This window comes from Lysobacter sp. Soil_C_59, assembly GCF_057656415.1.
Window position 1 is genome coordinate 44,938 of sequence record NZ_JBDGKK010000013.1, and the last position, 17,235, is coordinate 62,172.

18 protein-coding genes are annotated in these 17,235 nt (G+C 67.1%); 13 read left to right on the forward strand and 5 right to left on the reverse strand.

Annotated elements, in window-relative coordinates; all coding sequences use genetic code 11:
- Window positions 1-101: 101 nt before the first annotated feature.
- Complete coding sequence (locus tag AC3A3Q_RS17840; protein ID WP_487587501.1) at window positions 102-1,610, forward strand: M14 family metallopeptidase; 1,509 nt, start codon at window positions 102-104, stop codon at window positions 1,608-1,610.
- 4 nt (window positions 1,611-1,614) lie between these two features.
- Here AC3A3Q_RS17840 and AC3A3Q_RS17845 read toward each other — a convergent pair whose 3' ends face one another.
- Entirely contained in the window at window positions 1,615-2,142 is a 528-nt protein-coding gene (locus AC3A3Q_RS17845; protein WP_487587502.1) for a MarR family winged helix-turn-helix transcriptional regulator, read from the reverse strand.
- 103 nt (window positions 2,143-2,245) lie between these two features.
- Between AC3A3Q_RS17845 and hppD the strand changes: the two genes are divergently transcribed.
- From hppD to AC3A3Q_RS17875, 6 genes are all read left to right on the forward strand, one after another.
- Window positions 2,246-3,340, forward strand: coding sequence for a 4-hydroxyphenylpyruvate dioxygenase (gene hppD, locus AC3A3Q_RS17850; RefSeq protein ID WP_487587503.1), 1,095 nt, complete (start codon window positions 2,246-2,248; stop codon window positions 3,338-3,340).
- A 75-nt stretch (window positions 3,341-3,415) separates the two neighbouring features.
- Window positions 3,416-4,714 carry a homogentisate 1,2-dioxygenase gene (gene hmgA, locus AC3A3Q_RS17855; RefSeq protein ID WP_487587504.1) on the forward strand — a complete coding sequence of 433 codons (1,299 nt, stop codon included), beginning with the start codon at window positions 3,416-3,418 and terminating at the stop codon, window positions 4,712-4,714.
- A 104-nt stretch (window positions 4,715-4,818) separates the two neighbouring features.
- Window positions 4,819-5,448, forward strand: coding sequence for a hypothetical protein (locus tag AC3A3Q_RS17860; protein WP_487587505.1), 630 nt, complete (start codon window positions 4,819-4,821; stop codon window positions 5,446-5,448).
- Window positions 5,449-5,527: 79 nt separating this feature from the next.
- On the forward strand, window positions 5,528-6,484 hold the full coding sequence (locus AC3A3Q_RS17865; RefSeq protein ID WP_487587506.1) for a sodium:calcium antiporter: 957 nt from the start codon (window positions 5,528-5,530) through the stop codon (window positions 6,482-6,484).
- A 54-nt stretch (window positions 6,485-6,538) separates the two neighbouring features.
- Window positions 6,539-7,780 (forward strand): Na+/H+ antiporter NhaA, encoded by a 1,242-nt coding sequence (nhaA, locus tag AC3A3Q_RS17870; protein ID WP_487587507.1) that lies wholly within the window; start codon window positions 6,539-6,541, stop codon window positions 7,778-7,780.
- 3 nt (window positions 7,781-7,783) lie between these two features.
- A complete protein-coding gene (locus AC3A3Q_RS17875; protein ID WP_487587508.1) occupies window positions 7,784-8,656 on the forward strand; it encodes an NAD-dependent epimerase/dehydratase family protein in 873 nt (290 codons plus the stop codon).
- Window positions 8,657-8,727: 71 nt separating this feature from the next.
- Here AC3A3Q_RS17875 and AC3A3Q_RS17880 read toward each other — a convergent pair whose 3' ends face one another.
- Genes AC3A3Q_RS17880 through AC3A3Q_RS17895 form a run of 4 tightly spaced genes read right to left on the reverse strand, consistent with a single transcriptional unit; the run spans window position 8,728 to window position 11,515 of the window.
- Window positions 8,728-9,615, reverse strand: coding sequence for a DMT family transporter (locus AC3A3Q_RS17880; protein WP_487587509.1), 888 nt, complete (start codon window positions 9,613-9,615; stop codon window positions 8,728-8,730).
- 56 nt (window positions 9,616-9,671) lie between these two features.
- On the reverse strand, window positions 9,672-10,178 hold the full coding sequence (locus AC3A3Q_RS17885; protein WP_487587510.1) for an Mpo1 family 2-hydroxy fatty acid dioxygenase: 507 nt from the start codon (window positions 10,176-10,178) through the stop codon (window positions 9,672-9,674).
- Between the two features lie 31 nt (window positions 10,179-10,209).
- Entirely contained in the window at window positions 10,210-10,548 is a 339-nt protein-coding gene (locus AC3A3Q_RS17890) for a DMT family transporter (RefSeq protein WP_487587511.1), read from the reverse strand.
- Between the two features lie 19 nt (window positions 10,549-10,567).
- On the reverse strand, window positions 10,568-11,515 hold the full coding sequence (locus tag AC3A3Q_RS17895; protein ID WP_487587512.1) for a phosphoribosylaminoimidazolesuccinocarboxamide synthase: 948 nt from the start codon (window positions 11,513-11,515) through the stop codon (window positions 10,568-10,570).
- A gap of 186 nt (window positions 11,516-11,701) precedes the next feature.
- Here AC3A3Q_RS17895 and AC3A3Q_RS17900 point away from each other — a divergent pair, with 186 nt between their 5' ends.
- The 6 genes from AC3A3Q_RS17900 to AC3A3Q_RS17925 all read left to right on the forward strand — a co-directional run bounded on the left by AC3A3Q_RS17900 (window position 11,702) and on the right by AC3A3Q_RS17925 (window position 17,031).
- Window positions 11,702-12,037, forward strand: coding sequence for a J domain-containing protein (locus AC3A3Q_RS17900; RefSeq protein WP_487587513.1), 336 nt, complete (start codon window positions 11,702-11,704; stop codon window positions 12,035-12,037).
- Between the two features lie 95 nt (window positions 12,038-12,132).
- Window positions 12,133-12,810 (forward strand): ribulose-phosphate 3-epimerase, encoded by a 678-nt coding sequence (gene rpe / locus AC3A3Q_RS17905; protein WP_487587514.1) that lies wholly within the window; start codon window positions 12,133-12,135, stop codon window positions 12,808-12,810.
- On the forward strand, window positions 12,807-13,280 hold the full coding sequence (rraA, locus tag AC3A3Q_RS17910) for a ribonuclease E activity regulator RraA (RefSeq protein ID WP_158733909.1): 474 nt from the start codon (window positions 12,807-12,809) through the stop codon (window positions 13,278-13,280). Before rpe ends, rraA begins: the two co-directional genes overlap by 4 nt.
- Before the next feature lie 223 nt (window positions 13,281-13,503).
- Window positions 13,504-14,430, forward strand: coding sequence for a lipid kinase YegS (gene yegS / locus AC3A3Q_RS17915; protein WP_487587515.1), 927 nt, complete (start codon window positions 13,504-13,506; stop codon window positions 14,428-14,430).
- Between the two features lie 191 nt (window positions 14,431-14,621).
- A complete protein-coding gene (trpE, locus tag AC3A3Q_RS17920) occupies window positions 14,622-16,112 on the forward strand; it encodes an anthranilate synthase component I (protein ID WP_487587516.1) in 1,491 nt (496 codons plus the stop codon).
- 217 nt (window positions 16,113-16,329) lie between these two features.
- Window positions 16,330-17,031 carry a zinc ribbon domain-containing protein gene (locus AC3A3Q_RS17925; RefSeq protein ID WP_487587517.1) on the forward strand — a complete coding sequence of 234 codons (702 nt, stop codon included), beginning with the start codon at window positions 16,330-16,332 and terminating at the stop codon, window positions 17,029-17,031.
- The last annotated feature ends 204 nt before the right edge of the window (window positions 17,032-17,235 follow it).

Sequence of the window (17,235 nt, forward strand, 5' to 3'; positions counted from 1 at the left end):
TCGCCTTCGCGGGAATGACGGGCCCATGCCATGACGGCCCATTGAGCCCCACCCGCGTAAGGTAGCTGCCTTCGCTCCGCCAGATCCCCGACATGACCGACATGCCGCAGCCCTCCCCGCTGACCCGCGCCGAAAGCAGCGGCTACACCTTCACCTCGCGCCATGCCGACGTGATGGCGTTCATCGACGAACTTGCCGCTCGCAACGACCCGCGCCTGCACGTCACCGACTTCGGCCAGACCCCGGAGGGGCGCACGCTGCCGCTGCTGGTGCTCTCGGCCACCGGCGTGACCACGCCGGAGCAGGCGCGCAAGCTGGGTTTGCCCGTGGTGCTGGTGATGTGCGGCATCCACGCCGGCGAAGTCGAAGGCAAGGAAGCCGGACTGATGTTCGTGCGCGACCTGCTCGATGGCGCGCACGGCGATCTGCTGGCGCACATCACCTTGCTGCTGGTGCCGCTGTTCAACGCCGATGGCAACGAGCGCATCGATCCGGAAAACCGCCGCCTCGACATCGCCCACTTCACCGGTCAGCTCGGACCCGACAGCGGCGTCGGCACCCGCGTGAACGCCGCCGGCATCAACCTCAACCGCGACTACATGCGCCAGCAGGCGCCGGAGATGCGGCTGCTGCAGACGCGGGTGATGCACCCGTGGAATCCGCACCTGAGCATCGACTGCCACGCCACCAACGGGTCGATCCACCGTTTCGACCTGACTTACGACATTCCGCACACCGCGCTGAGCGGGCGCAGCGAGCCGATCGAGTTCATGCGCGACCAGTTGCTGCCGGCGGTGACCGCGGCGGTGAAGGAGAACGACGGCCGCGACACGTTCTACTACGGAAACTTCCTGCGCGACGAAGGCGGCGAGGGCAGCGGCTGGATCACCTACACCCACCATCCGCGTTTCGGCGGCAACTACCGCGGCCTGTGCAACCGCCTCGACCTGCTGCTGGAAACCTACGCCTACATCAGCTTCGAACAGCGCGTGCTGACCACGTACGCGTTCGTCCGCGAAACGCTCGCCTATGTCGCTGCGAACGGCGCGCAGATCGTCGTGCTGCTCGACAACTGCGAGATGCCGCCTGACGAGATCGCAGTGCGCTACCGCCTGGAAGCCTTCGAGGACCTGGAGGTCGAAGTGCTCACGCGCGCGCCGTACATGCTCGAAGGCGAGCCGATCAACGTGAAGGTGCCTTACATCGGCCGCTTCGTGGCCGAACAGTCGGTACGCCGGCCACTGGCGTATGCGGTGCCGGGCGAGGTCGCCGCGCGACTGGAGGGGCATGGCCTGGTGATCGAGCGGCCACCGGTGCCGCCGCAGCTCGACGCCGAGATCGCCACGGTGACCGCACACGAGTCATCGGCGGGCCGCGAGATCCTCGAAGCCGATGCAACCCCATTCCTGGCCGTGGAGTACCGGCGCGAGAAGCGGGCCTTGCCCGCCGGCTGGGCGATCGTGCGCACCGAGCAGCAGCGCGGCGCGGTCGCGGTGTACCTGTGCGAAGCCGGCAGCGATGACGGGCTGCTGGCGTGCGGGTGGATCGATACGCCCGACGTCGGCAGCGAGTTCCCGGCGTGGCGGGTGATTTCGATCGAGCACGGGTGACAGGCTAAGGCGCCGGCTGCTCCGCGTCCGCGCGCAGTTCCAGTTCGTCGAGGCGGTCGAGCAGGCGGAACAGCAGTGCCCGCTCGGTATCGTCGATGCCCTGCAGCAGGCGGCGCTCGAACTCCAGCGCCAACGGCGCGACCTCGTCGTAGATCCCGTAGCCGGCCTCCGACAGGCGCAGCACCGAGCGGCGACGGTCGTCACCGTGGATCTCGCGCTGCAGGCGTCCGGCTTCGAGCAGGCGGGCGACCGCGCGGCTGACGGCGACCTTGTCCATCGCCGTGCGCTGGGCGACCTCGTTGGCCGACAGGTCCGGATAGCGCCCGAGCACGGCCATCACCCGCCACTCGGTAATGCTCAGGGCGAAACGCTCGGTGTAGATGCGCGCGATCGTGCCGCTGACGCGGTTGCTCAGTACCGACAGGCGATACGGCAGGAAATGCTCCAGGTCGAGCTGGGCATGGTCCGGGCCCACCTGGGGGCGGGTCGGGCGCTGAACGGGCCAGCGGTCATTCTGCGTGGGGTCGTTCATTTGTTGCGATGGGCCTTGATTATGGTTTCAATTGAAACTATAACGGCCTCTTCTGATCCAGGCCGTCCCCAAGCGGGCGTCGCCGCTACCTGAGAACAATGCCATGAATGTGCAGCCCAACCTCGGCATGCAAGTCACCACGTTCGAAAATCCGCTCGGCATCGACGGCTTCGAGTTCGTCGAGTTCGCCGCCCCGGCCGGCCAGGGCGAGCTGCTGCACGACTATTTCCGCAAGCTCGGCTTCACCGCCGTGCTGCACCACAAGACCCGTCCGATCACCGTGTACCGCCAGGGCGGGGTGAACTTCCTGGTCAATGAAGACCCGGACAGTTTCGCGGCCGACTTCGCCGCCAAGCACGGCCCCAGCGCCTGCGGTTTCGCGATCCGCTTCAAGAAGCCCAGCGCCGATGTGTTCAACGCGGTCGTCGGCAACGGCGGCGAAGCGATCACAGACAAGGCTGACAGCCGCGCCGTCGACGCGCCGGTGGTCAAGGGCATCGGCGACTGCATGCTGTACCTGGTCGACCGCTACGGCAGCGCCGGTTCGATGTATGCAGACGACTACCTGCCGGTGCAGGGCGCCGACCAGGACCCGAAGGGCTTTGGCCTGACCTTCATCGACCACCTGACCCACAACCTGTACTTCGGCAACATGCAGCAGTGGTCGGACTACTACGAGCGGCTGTTCAACTTCCGCGAGATCCGCTACTTCGACATCAAGGGCGCCAAGACCGGCCTGGTGTCGAAGGCGATGACGGCGCCGGACGGCATCGTCCGCATCCCGCTCAACGAGTCGTCGGATCCGAAGTCGCAGATCAACGAATACCTCGACGCCTACAAGGGCGAGGGCATCCAGCACATCGCCTGCTTCACCGACAACATCTACGACACGGTCGAAGCGATGCGCGCGCAGGGCGTGCAGTTCCTCGACACGCCCGACACCTACTTCGACGTGATCGACCAGCGCGTGCCCAACCACGGTGAGGACGTTGCGCGTCTGGCGCGCAACAAGATCCTGATCGACGCCGACCCGGAAACCCACCAGCGCAAGCTGCTGCAGATCTTCACCCAGAACGCGATCGGACCGATCTTCTTCGAGATCATCCAACGCAAGGGCAACGAAGGCTTCGGCGAAGGCAACTTCCAGGCGCTGTTCGAGAGCATCGAACGCGACCAGATGCGCCGCGGCGTGCTGTAAGGTTCGGCTGACCACGCCCTCAACCCGACCCTTCTCCCGCCAGCGGGAGAAGGGCTTCAACCAAGCGATGCCTGCATGACCATCCGCAGCAACGGCTACCAATCCGGTTTCGGCAACGAGTTCGCCAGCGAGGCCGTCGCCGGCTCGCTGCCGCAGGGGCGCAACTCCCCCCAGCGCGTCGCGCACGGTCTCTATGCCGAGCAGTTGTCGGGTACGGCATTCACCGCGCCGCGCCATGCCAACAGGCGTAGCTGGCTGTACCGGATCCGCCCGGCGGCCATGCACGGCACGTTTGCGGCCTACGAGCAGCCACGCTTCCACAACGACTTCGGCGATGGCCCGGTGCCGCCGGACCAGCTGCGCTGGAGTCCGCTGCCGATGCCGCAGCAGCCGGTCGACTTCATCGACGGTCTGTTCACCATGGCCGGCAACGGCTCGCCGGCCGGGCAGAATGGCGTCGGCATCCATCTGTTCGCCGCCAACCGCGACATGCAGGGCCGCTACTTCTACGACGCCGACGGCGAGCTGTTGATCGTGCCGCAGCAGGGGCGCCTGCATATCGCCACCGAGATGGGCGTGCTGGAGATCGAACCGCAGCAGATCGCGGTTATTCCGCGCGGTGTGCGCTTCGCGGTGTCGCTGCCCGACGGAGAAGCGCGCGGCTATGTCTGCGAGAACTTCGGCGCGATGCTGCAGTTGCCGGACCTGGGCCCTATCGGCAGCAACGGCCTGGCCAATTCGCGCGACTTCCTTACGCCCAACGCCGCCTATGAAGACGTCGACGGCGAGTTCGAGCTGATCGCCAAGTTCCAAGGGCACCTGTGGCGCGCCGACATCGGCCATTCGCCGCTGGACGTGGTGGCATGGCACGGCAACTACGCACCGTGCCAATACGACTTGCGCCGCTTCAACACCATCGGTTCGATCAGCTACGACCACCCGGATCCGAGCATCTTCCTGGTGCTGCATTCGCCCAGCGACACGCCGGGGACCAGCAACCTGGACTTCGTGATCTTCCCGCCGCGCTGGCTGGTGGCACAGGACACGTTTCGCCCGCCGTGGTTCCACCGCAACATCGCCAGCGAGTTCATGGGCCTGGTGCACGGTGCCTATGACGCCAAGGCCGAAGGCTTCTCGCCGGGCGGCGCCTCGCTGCACAACTCGATGAGCGGGCACGGCCCGGACGCGGCGACGTTCGAGAAGGCCAGCGCCGCCGACCTGGCCAAGCCGGATGTGATCGCCGACACCATGGCGTTCATGTTCGAAACCCGTGCAGTGATCCGACCGACCGTGCAGGCCATGCAGGCCGCGCATCGCCAGCGCGATTACCAGGCCTGCTGGGCTGGCTTGAAGAAGCACTTCAGCGCGGACTGATCCCGCGTGGTGCGCGGTGCTTCGATGCGCCGCGCCTATGCGCCACGTTCACGGCCGACGCGTAGGCTGCCCCACTTGCCTTGTTTGGTTGTGGAGCAGTGACGGTGAAGTGGTGGTTGTCCCTGGCGGTGCTCGGCCTTGCGGCGTGTGGCGAACGCACCACGCAGGCGCCTGCCGTTGCAGCGCCGGCTTCATCGGCGACTGTTGCACCGCAGGCAACAGTCGCTGCGGCGCCCAGGCCCGATCCCGTCGCCCCGGTGCGGGGCGCCATGCCGGCGCCAGGCACGATTGGTTTCGCCGGATTCGGCCCGGCGCAGTTCGGCGCCAGCGACGAGCAGGTGCGGATGGCGTGGGGCTCTGACCTGGGTGACGAGAAACCCGCAGAGCCGGGCGGCTGTTACTACCTGTTGCCGCAAGCGCGCAGTGCAAACGGTTACCGATTGGGTTTCATGATCGAGAACGATCGCTTCGCGCGCGTGGATGTCGACGCTGTCGACATCGAGGCGCCGGGCGGAGGCAAGGTCGGCATGAGCGCCCAGGACATCGACCGGCTCTATGCCGGTCGCATCAACAGGCAGCCGCACAAGTACGTCGACGGCGGCCACTACCTGCGCATTGCCGATGCTGGCGGTGGGCCGGGTGTGCTGCTCTTCGAAACCGATGCAAAAGGCGTGGTCAGCTCGTGGCGTATCGGTGTGCCGCCGCAGGTGGATTACGTGGAAGGCTGTTCCTGAGACGCGTTGCTGGACGCGAGCAGGCCGTATAGGCATAGAATCGCCGGTCGAGTCGTGTTGACACCGGGGGGATGACGCGATGTTTGAGGCCATGGGCTGGTTTGTACTGGGGCTGGTGCTGCTGGCACTGGGAGGCGACTCGATCGTCAAGGGTGCTTCTGGCCTGGCGCAGCGCATCGGGGCTTCGCCATTCGTCGCCGGCCTGGTGCTGGTGGCATTCGGTACCTCCTTGCCGGAGCTGGCCGTCAACCTGCAGGCGATCCTGCGCGGACAACCGGCGCTGGCGCTGGGCAATGCCGTCGGCAGCAACGTCGCTAACTTCGGTCTGACGCTCGGCGCCGCTGCACTGGTCGCGCCGGTGGTGCTTCGCTGGCGCGCGCTGGCGCCGCTGCTGTTGATGTTGCTCGCCGGTACGCTGGCCGTCGTGCTGATGGGCCTGGATGGCGTGCTGTCGCGAGTCGATGGCCTGATCCTGATCCTTGCCTTCGTCGCGGTGATTGCGTTCGCCGCAGCGCGCACGCGCCGCGAAGCGCCCGAGTTGCAGGATGCCATCGCCGCGTTCGCGCGCACTAGCAGCGACCTGTGGCTGAACCTGCTGCGCTTCGCGATTGCGGCCGTGCTGCTGTACTTCGGTTCCAAGCTGGTCGTGGACAGCGCGCCGACGATCGGCGAGGGACTGGGCATGGCAGCGCTGCTGACCGGTCTGCTGCCGGTGGCCATCGGTACGGCACTGCCTGAAGTCGCCGCCGCGATCGCCGCGGCACGACGCGGCCAGGGCGACATCGTTGCCGGTCACGTCATCGGCGCCAGCCTTTTCAATCTGTTGGTCGTGATTGGCGGCATGGCTGTCATCGACGGCTCACTGGCATTGCCGGAATCGTTCGTCCGCTTCGAGCTGCCGGCTGCCGGCGTGTTCGCGCTGATGCTCTACCCGATGCTGCGCGGCGACCTGCGCGTGAGCAAGAACGAAGGCGCGGCGCTGATGATCGCCTTCCTGGCCTGGGTGGCCTTCGAGCTGCTGGTGATGCGCGGCTGATCCTCACGGAGCGGCGCTGACGGGGCACAAACCGCCGGTCGCTATACTGCCGCGATGAACGAAAACGCCCACGCCCACGCCCGCCCCGCGAATTCGCCTCGCGGGCTGCGCGCCCTGAGCGAATTCTTCCGCCTCGAAGCGGCCGGCGGCATCATGCTGATCGGTGCCGCGGTACTGGCGATGATCGCGGCCAATTCGCCACTGTCCCCGGCCTATGACGCTTTCCGCGATATGCCGGTGCAGGTGCGCGTGGGCGAGCTCGACATCGCCAAGCCGTTGCTGCTGTGGATCAACGACGGCCTGATGGCGATCTTCTTCCTGCTGGTCGCGCTGGAGATCAAGCGCGAATCGCTGAGCGGCCAGCTCGCCAGCCGCGAGCAGCTGATCCTGCCGATGGTCTGCGCCTTCGCCGGCGTGGCCGTGCCGGCGCTGCTGTTCACCGCCTTCAACCACGACAACGCCGAAGCCATGCGCGGCTGGGCCGTGCCCACGGCGACCGACATCGCCTTCGCCCTGGGCGTGCTGGCCCTGCTTGGCTCACGCGTGCCCAGCGGCATGAAGCTGCTGCTGTCGACCATAGCGGTGGTCGACGACCTGATCGCGATCATCATCATCGCGCTGTTCTATTCGCACGGCCTGTCGATGGTGGCGTTGGCCTGGGCCGGCGCGGCCATCGCCGGCATGTTCCTGCTCAACCGTCGTGGCGTGCGCCGCCTTGCGCCGTACCTGCTGCTGGGCGTGGTGCTGTGGGTGTGCGTGCTCAAGTCCGGCGTGCACGCCACGCTCGCCGGCGTCGTCACCGGCCTGATGATCCCGCACGTCGACCGCGGCAACGGCATCGACGACGAGGTCGAGCATTCACCGCTGGAGTCGCTCGAACACGCGCTGCATCCGTGGGTGGCGTACGCGATCCTGCCGCTGTTCGCCTTCGTGAACGCCGGCCTGGTCCTGGGTGGGCTGAGCATGGACGACATGCTCTCGCCGCTGCCGATGGGCGTGGTGATCGGCCTGTTCGTCGGCAAGCCGGTCGGCATCGTCGCTGCGGCTCTGCTGATGCGCGCGCTGGGCTGGGCGCGTTTCCCGGACGGCATGGACCTGCGCGCGATGCTCGGCCTGGGCGTGATGTGCGGCATCGGCTTCACCATGAGCCTTTTCATCGGTTCGCTGGCCTATCGCGACCCGGTGCTCTACGAAGAGGCCGTGCTCGGCGTGCTGCTCGCCTCGCTGGTGTCGGCGCTGATCGGATACTTCTGGCTGCGCTTCACGCTGCCGGCGCGCACGCAGGCGGGCAGCTGACCGATGCGCCATGCACTGGTATTCGGCGCGAGCGGGCAGATCGGCTTCCCACTGCTTGGACGCCTGCACGGCGATGGCTGGCGCGTGATCGCGGTCTCGCGTGCGCCGCAGTCGGACCAGCCCGGTCTGCACTGGCTGCGCGGTCATCTTGGCCATGTCGACGGTCTTCCCGGCCGTGTCGACGCGATTTTCAGCTGCGGTCCCCTCGATGCATTCGCGCAGTGGTACGGCGCATCGTCGATCGAGGCTGCACGGGTGATTGCCTTCGGCTCGACCAGCATCGAGGTCAAGCGCGGTTCGGCCGATGCCGGCGAGCGTGATGTCGCCCAGCGCCTGCGCGAGGGCGAGGATCGCCTGTTTGCGGCGGCCGATACGCGCGGCGCCGCCGCGACCGTGTTGCGGCCGACGCTGATGTACGGCGTCGGTCGCGATGCGACGCTGACGCGCATCGCCCACCTCGCGCGGCGCTGGGGGCGGTTTCCGCTGCCACGCGGCGCCAATGGCCTGCGCCAGCCGGTACATGTCGATGACCTTGCCGCGGCCGCATTCGCATGCCACGGCGTGGCCGCTGCACATGGTCGCGCCTATGCATTGCCGGGCGGCGAAACGCTGAGCTACCGCGACATGGTCGCGCGCGTGCTGGCCTGCCTGCAGCCGCCGCCGACCCTGGTCGAGCTGCCATCGCCGATGTTCAGCCTGGCGCTGCTGCTGGCGCAGATGACCGGTCGCGCGACCGGACTGGGCGAGGCGGCGGTGCGCCGCATGCGCAGCGACCTGGTGTTCGACGTGGCGCCGGCCCAGCGCGACTTTGGTTATTCGCCGCGGTTGTTCCGTCCGCGTGCCGACATGTTCGAGCCGCGCGACGACGAGGCTTGAACGGGTAGGAGCGAGCTTGCACGCGAACATCGCGCCGGCTCGGTCGACGGCTATCGCGAGCAAGCTCGCTCCTACAACTCTTCGGCCCTCGCGACCGGGCGCGCTTTGCTCAGCGCACGCAGCGCGATCAGCAACACGCCGCCCAGCACCATCGCACCGCCGAACAGCAGGCGCGGCCCCGGACGATCGCCCCAGTACGCGACGCCCAGGCCGATCGCGAGCACCGGCACCAGCAGCAGCCACGGTGTCACCTGCGCGACCGGGTAACGCTGCACGAGCACGTAGTACAGGCCGTGGCCGAGCAGCGATGACACGAAGGCGGCGTAGGCCGCGCCTGCCCAGCCGACCCAGCTGACATTGGGCAACTGCGCAATTGCACCGGGCTCCAGCCAGGCGCTGATCGCCACCAGCGGCACCACGCTGAACACTGCCGTCCAGCCCTGCTGGCTGACCACGTCGAGTCCGCGCAGACCCTTCATCAGCACCGTGCCCACGGCCAGGAAGGCGGCCGAGATCAGCATCAGCACCAGCGCCATCGGCCGGTCGAGCACGATCGGGTCGAAGCCCAGCACCAGCACGCCGGCAAAGCTCACCGCGATGGCCAGGCCGGTGCGCCAGGCGAAGCGCTCGCCCAGCCACCACCACGCCAGCAGCGTGGTCATCGGCACGTAGCTCTGCATCACGATCGCCGGTGAAGACAGGTCGCCGGCGAGCTTCAGCGCGGTGAAGCTCAGGCCGAAATGCAGCACGCCGATGCACAGGCACACCGCGACCAGGCGCGGCCACTGGCCCGGTGCGGGTCGCTTGAGCATCCACACCAGCGGCATCGCCAGCAGGGCGAAGCGCAACGCGGTGAACAGGAACGGCGGAATCTCGCGCATCGCCAGCGCGGAAGTCAGGAAGTTGACCGCCCAGGCGACGACGACGAGCAGGACGAGGACGAGATCGCGCGGGGTCATGAACTTGGTTGGTCATCCCCGCCTTCGCGGGGATGACGGATGGTCCAGCGAGCGTTTCAGTACGACCAGCCCAGCTTCCGATACAGCTTCGCCAGCACCCATGCCGGACCGATCAGCAGATAGCGCAGGTCGGTGAAGAAGCTCGGGCGCTTGCCTTCGTACAGCTTGCTGTGGCCGATGAACTGGCCGATCCAGGCGACCACGAACACGCCCACGCCCAGCCACAGCAGCGTCGTGGTGCCATAGCTGTCGTGGATCCAGCGCGTCGCCAGGCCCATCACCACGTAGACCGCGGCCATGCCAAGGCCGAGGGCGCGCGAGGCCTTGTAGTAGAAAAGCACGCTGGCCAGCATCGCCAGCCCGGCCCAGAAGCCGGGGCGGAACAGCGTGCCCGGCGCGGGGATGCACCACAGCAGCGCGATCACGCTCCACAGGATCGCCGGTACGCAGATCACGTGGATGAGCTGGTTGGTGGCATTGCGATGGTCGCCGGAGTAGTTGGCGAACCACTGGTCGATCTGTCGTTGCGATGACCCGGTCGTCGAGTCGGTTGCGGTGTTCATGGCGTCCCTCCCAGGCGCGCTCGGCCGGCGCTCAATGCGGGGCCGAATGGGAGAATAGCTGGATCACGAGCACGCCGGCCACGATCAGGCCAATGCCGATCATGCCGGCGGCATCCAGCGGCTGTTTCAGCACCAGCCAGCCGATCAGGGCGATCAGCACCACGCCCACTCCCGACCAGATCGCGTACGCCAGTCCGACCGGGACGGTCTTGAGCGTCAGCGACAGCAGGTAGAAGGCGATGCCGTAGCCGACGGCCACCACGATCGACGGCCCCGTACGGGTGAACCCCTCCGAGGCCTTCAACGCGCTGGTCGCGACCACTTCGGCAGCGATCGCGCCCGCAAGGTACAGCAGACCTTTGGAGGCCATGTGTCAGCCGACCGCCCGCTCAGCCGACGGTGTCAGCCGGCTCGGCAGCGTCGATGCTGATGCCGGCCAGCTTCTGCAGCGCCTCGGCGTACTTGGCGCGGGTGCGCTCGATCACCGACGCCGGCAGCGCCGGGCCGGGCGGGGTCTTGTCCCAGCCGAGCGTCTCCAGGTAGTCGCGCACGAACTGCTTGTCGTAGCTCGGCGGGCTGGTGCCGACTTCGTACAGGTCGGCGGGCCAGTAGCGCGACGAGTCCGGCGTGAGCATCTCGTCCATCACGTACAGGCGGCCATCGGCATCCAGGCCGAACTCGAACTTGGTGTCGGCCAGGATGATGCCGCGCTGCGCGGCGTGGTCACGCGCGTACTTGTACAGGCGCAGGGTTGCGTCGCGCACTTGTTCGGCCAGGTCGGCGCCGACGGTGCGCACGGCCGTGTCGAAGTCGATGTTCTCGTCGTGGTCGCCGACGGCGGCCTTGGTCGACGGGGTGAAGATCGGCTCGGGCAGCATCTCCGCCTGGCGCAGGCCGTCGGGCAGGGCGATGCCGCTGACGCGACCGGTGCGCTGGTAGTCCTTCCAGCCGCTGCCGATGAGGTAGCCGCGCGCGATGCATTCGATCGGCACCGGTTTCAGGCGACGGGTCACGACGGCGCGCTTTGCATACAGCGCGGTGTCGACACCAGCCGGCAGCACCGAGGCAACGTCAATGCCGGTGAGGTGGTTGCGGATGATGTGCTCGGTCTTGCCGAACCAGAAGTTGCTGATCTGGCAGAGCATCTCGCCCTTGCCCGGGATCGGGTCGGGGAGGACCACGTCGAAGGCGGACAGACGATCGGTGGCGACCATCAGCAGGCACTCGCCGGCGCCGGCGGGGAGCCGCTCGGCAGGCAGGTCGAACACGTCGCGGACCTTGCCGCGGTGGCGCAGGTTCAGGCCCGGGAGGTCGGATTGCAGCAGTGTCGTTGACAACGCAAAACCCTCTGGATATGCACGCAAGCCCCGCCGCACACCACAGTCTGGAACTCTGCCAGGAGCCCGCGCATGCGCGCGACAGGGCCGGCCAGTGTACGCCGGCTTGGCGCGGCGTGCAGGTACACTGGCGCCCGGTCTGGACAGGTGTCCGGGAAGGCGGCCGCCGGGGTCGCGGGGAGGACGATGAAACGCTGGTACGGCAAGCTGTTGGGCTTCTTCGCCGGAGCCGCCCTGTTCCGCACCAACCCCCTGTTCGGCGCCCTGGTGGGGCTGCTGATCGGGCATGCCTTTGACATCGACTGGTTCAGGCTGCGCCGGGACAACCCCTATGCCGCCCTGGGCCTGACCTCCGACGCCTCCGACGCCGAGGTCGACCAGGCCTACCGCCGGCTGATCTCGCAATACCACCCCGACCGCATGGCCGGCGCCGCCGCCGAGCTGCGCCAGCAGGCCGAGACCCGGGCCCGCGAGATCAACCAGGCCTACGACCGCATCAAGACCCTGCGCCAGCGCAGGTAAGCACTCTTCTCCCGCTCGCCGCCCCCGTTCGAGATCCCCCCACGCCTTCCCCCGAGCGCCTGGGAGCAGGCAGACTCAAGGCAACAGGAACTTCCATGCAATCGACCGTCATCGCCCCGTCCATCCTTTCGGCCAACTTCGCCCGACTCGGCGAGGAGGTCGACAACGTGCTCGCCGCCGGCGCCGACTGGGTCCATTTCGACGTGATGGACAACCATTACGTGCCCAACCTCACCATCGGCCCGCTGGTCTGCGAGGCGCTGCGCAAGCACGGCGTCACCGCGCCGATCGACGTGCACCTGATGGTCGAGCCGGTCGACCGCATCGTTCCGGATTTCGCCAAGGCCGGCGCCAGCCTGATCAGCTTCCACCCCGAAGCCAGCGCGCACGTGCACCGCACCGTGCAGCTGATCAAGTCGCATGGCTGCCAGGCCGGACTGGTGCTGAATCCGGCCACGCCCATCGACGTGCTCGACTGGGTGCTCGAGGACCTCGACATGGTGCTGCTGATGTCGGTCAACCCCGGCTTCGGCGGGCAGAGCTTCATTCCGTCGGCACTCGACAAGCTGCGCCGCGTGCGCGCGATGATCGACCGCACGGGCAAGCCGATCCGGCTGGAGATCGACGGCGGCGTCAAAGCCGACAACATCGCCGAGATCGCGGCCGCGGGCGCCGACACGTTTGTCGCCGGCTCGGCGATCTTCAATGCACCCGACTACGCCGACGTGATCGGCAAGATGAAATCAGCCGTCAACGGAGTGAGGGCAAAATGAACACCTGCGACCTGTGCGATCTCCATGACGCGCAGGTGCGCGTGCTCGACCTGCCGCTGCGCGATTTCGGCGGCCGCCTGGCCTTCAATGGCCTGGTCAGCACGATCCGGGCCGACGAGGACAACTCGCGCGTGCGCGAAGCGGTGGCCGAGCCGGGGCAGGGCAGGGTGCTGGTGGTCGACGCCGGCGGCTCGACCCGGCGCGCGATGCTTGGCGACCTGCTCGCCGCCAAGGCTGCCGAGAACGGCTGGGCCGGCGTGGTGGTGTTCGGCGTGATCCGCGACAGCGGCGCGATCGGCGGGCTCAACCTGGGCGTCAAGGCGCTGGGCGTATGCCCGCGCAAGACCGACAAGCTGGGCGAGGGCGAACGCGATGTCGACGTCGAGTTCGGCGGCATCCGGATCCGCCCGGGCGACTGGCTGTGCGCGGACGAGGATGGGGTAGTCGTGGCCGATACCGACCTGCGCTGAGCGTTTTCTGCGGTCCAATGAAAAGCGGCAAGCCATCGCTGGCTTGCCGCGGAAGATTGGAGGCAATCCAGCCTCCGCCCGTCGTCCCTGATATGGACTCCCATATTCCGGATCGACGATGACGAACTGATGACGAACGTGATGCGGCGTTCATGTGCCCGCAGTTCACCGTCACTTGCACCGGCGTTGTTAGGCTCCGGGTTCCCCTGTTGCGAACCGGGCCATGGCACAACCTCGCTGGCGATTGATAGTCAATGGAAAATCCGCGGGCGACGATGACCTGCGTGATGCGGTCACCGCCATGCGCGATCGCGGAATCACGCTCGATGTCCGGGTGACCTGGGAACACGGTGACGCCAGCCGTTACGTCGAAGAGGCCATCGAAACCGGCGTGGACTGCCTCCTTGCCGGCGGTGGCGACGGCACGCTGGGAGAGGTCGCAGGAGCGCTCGCGGAGCACTGCACCGGAGCGGTGGGTGCACCATCGCTGGGCCTGGTTCCGCTGGGCACTGCCAACGATTTCGCCACAGCCGCCGGCATACCGACGCAGCCGCTGGATGCCTTGCTGCTGGTCGCACAGACGCAACCGCGGCCGTTCGACATGATGCAGGTCGATGCCGACGGCGACCTGCGCTGGTGCGCAAACATGGCCAGTGGCGGCTTTGGCACCGATGTCACCGTCGAGACGCATGACGGCCTCAAGCAGGTGCTTGGAAGCCTGGCCTACCTGGTGACAGGCATCGCTCGCCTTGGCCGGTTCGACCCGGTAAGCGCGCGGGTGCGTGGGCCTGGCTTTGCGTGGGACGGCGAGTTCATCGCCCTTGGCGTCGGCAATGGACGCCAGGCCGGTGGTGGCCATGTGCTGTGCCCCGAAGCGCGAGTCGATGACGGCCTGCTCGACTTGACAGTGATTCCGCCGCTGTCGGGTGAGGTGATGGCGACCATGACCACGATGGTGAGCGAAGGCCGGGATGCCGCGCTCGCGCGCCATGCCGTCCAGGCCCGCCTGGACCGCCTGGAGATCCAGGGCGAGCAACCGCTCACGCTCAATCTCGATGGCGAACCGGTACAGGCCAGGCGCTTCGACATCCGCTGCGTTCCAGGCAAGCTGTTGATGCATTTGCCCGTCGGCGCCTTTGCAGCGGAGTGACCCGTGCGTCGCGCCGCTTGCGTGAAGCCGTTAAAGTAGCCGCATGAACCGCGCGCCGACGACACCCCGGGCGAACCCCATGTTCCTTGCTGTCGGGCTCCTTGCTGCCGGCAGGTATTCCGCCTGCACGGGCTGGCGATGGCGGCCGCTTGCGGTAGCGATCGCCCCCTCGCCTTCCAAGGAATCCCTGCGTGACGTCTCCCGAACAGTTCCAGCAGCAGGCCGCTGACGGCCACACCCGCATCCCGGTCGTACGCGAGGTCCTGAGCGACCTCGATACACCGCTGTCGGTCTACCTCAAGCTGGCCGACGGCCCGCACACCTACCTGTTCGAATCGGTCGAGGGCGGCGAGCGTTTCGGTCGCTATTCGATCATCGGCCTGCCGGCGCAGCGCGTGTATGCCTTCGCCGGGCACATGCTGTTCGTCACCGAGGACGGCGAGCTGGTCGAAAGCCGCGTCGTCGACGATCCCTTCGCCGAAGTCGAACGCCTGCGCGCGGCGCACAGCGTGCCGAAGATTCCCGGGCTGCCCGGTTTCACCGGTGGCCTGGTCGGCTGGTTCGGCTTCGAATGCATCCAGTACATCGAGCCGCGCCTGGCAGGCCCCGAGAAGGACGGCACGCACAAGCCCGACGAACTTGGCACGCCCGACATCCTACTGATGCAGAGCGACGAGCTGGCGGTGTTCGACAACCTCAAGGGCCGGCTGTACCTGATCGTCCACGCCGACCCGCAGGAACCGCGCGCGCTGGCCCGCGCCAACCGCCGCCTCGATGAGCTGGTGCATCGCCTGCGCCAGGGCGGCCCGGGCTACCCGGAGACGCTGGAAGGCCGTGCGCTGGACGAGGCCGATTTCGTGTCCGGCTTCACCCGCGAGGGCTTCATCACCGCGGTCGAGAAGTCGAAGGAATACATCCGCGCCGGCGACATCTTCCAGGTGGTGCTGAGCCAGCGCCTGTCCGTGCCGTTCCTGGCGCGACCGGTCGACGTGTACCGCGCGCTGCGCGCACTTAATCCTTCGCCGTACATGTACTTCCTCGACGTCGGCGGCACCCAGGTGGTCGGCAGCTCGCCGGAGATCCTGGTGCGCCTGCAGGACGGTCAGATCACCGTGCGCCCGATTGCCGGCACGCGCCCGCGCGGCGCCACGCCGGAAGAAGATGCCGCGCTCGAAGCCGAGCTGTTGGCCGACCCGAAGGAGCGCGCCGAGCACCTGATGCTGATCGACCTCGGCCGCAACGACGCCGGACGCGTGTCCGAACCGGGCACGGTGCAGGTTGGCGAGCAGTTCGTGATCGAGCGCTACAGCCACGTCATGCACATCGTCAGTGAAGTCACCGGCACGCTGAAACCTGGCCTGAGTTATTCCGACGTGCTGCGCGCGACGTTCCCGGCCGGCACCGTCAGCGGTGCACCGAAGATCCGCGCGCTGGAAGTCATCCGCGAACTGGAACCGATCAAGCGCAACGTCTACGCCGGTTCGATCGGCTACCTGGGCTGGAACGGCGATGCCGATACGGCGATCGCCATCCGCACCGCCGTCATCCAGGACGGTCGCCTGCACGTGCAGGCGGGTGCCGGCATCGTCTACGACTCCGACCCCGCCAAGGAGTGGGAGGAGACGATGAACAAGGGGCGTGCATTGTTCCGCGCCGTGGCCGAAGCAGCCAAGGGATTGTGACGCTCGTCGCTACCCGCGACGCCACTGATCGGCCCGCTTCGATTCATCTTCAAAAATTCCTGCTTCGCGCTGTCCTCGATGGCGCGATCACAACGTTTTATTCACAAACGAACCGGTATTCAGTGGTCGTGTGGTGAGCGGTGGGCTTCAAGGCCTTTGGGGAGGCATCCCAGGGGACTCACATCAACGGGAGCAGGCCAACGGGCAGGAGGCGGCGATGCAACTCGTCCAGGACAACCTCGTTCAATCCCGGTTTTCGAACACGTTCCCGCGTACGGTGGAAATGATCTGCCCGAACTGCCTGAAAGAGGCGGTTTTCGAGGCGAAAACATGGCAGGAGCACGGGCGGCAACTGGCCGCCAGCGAACTGACCTGTGCGCGCTGCGAGCAGGAGATCCTCTTCGTGCAGTTGCTGGAAGCCGACAGCACGCGCAAGGAAGGCGGGCTGTTCTGCTATCCGGGACCCGCCGGTCGCGAGCCGATGTCCGGAGTGGAGCATCTGCAGAACCTGTCGGCGCCGCTGGCGCGCAGTTACGAGTCCGCGCTCAAGCTCTACAACCGTGCCGAGTGGGGTGCGACCGCGCTGACGGTTCGGCACCTGCTGGCCGGCCTGGCAGCGCGCCTGCTCAGCGAGGACAAGCGCGACCAGTCGCTGACGCAGAATCTGGAGGCGCTGCCGAAGGAGATGGATCTGTCGCGGCCGTTGCAGGACATCGCGCAGTTGCTGGCGCCCAGTGGAACCTTTGGCCGTCAGTTCGAGGACGAGGCGACCATCGACAAGGTCAGTGCGGACTTGCTGCTGGAGTTGGCGGAGCAGCTGATCTCGTACCTTGTTGTGTTGCCGGGGACGATGACCGATCTGAAGGGACGCATCGCGACGGCGCCGGTGCCGATTCGCAGGGGCAGTGGGGTGGGTTGAGTCGCCCACGCCGTCATCCCGGCGAACGCCGGGACCCAGGCCCGCAGTCCATCAGCAATGTCACGTCATCCCGGCGAACGCCGGGATCCATTTTGACTTTGCCGTTGCATTTGCCCTTGGCCTTAGCCGAAGCAACATCAACAGCTTCCGCCACTGAAGCGGCGGGTCACTTCTTCTTTGCTGGCCCAAAGAAGAAGTAACCAA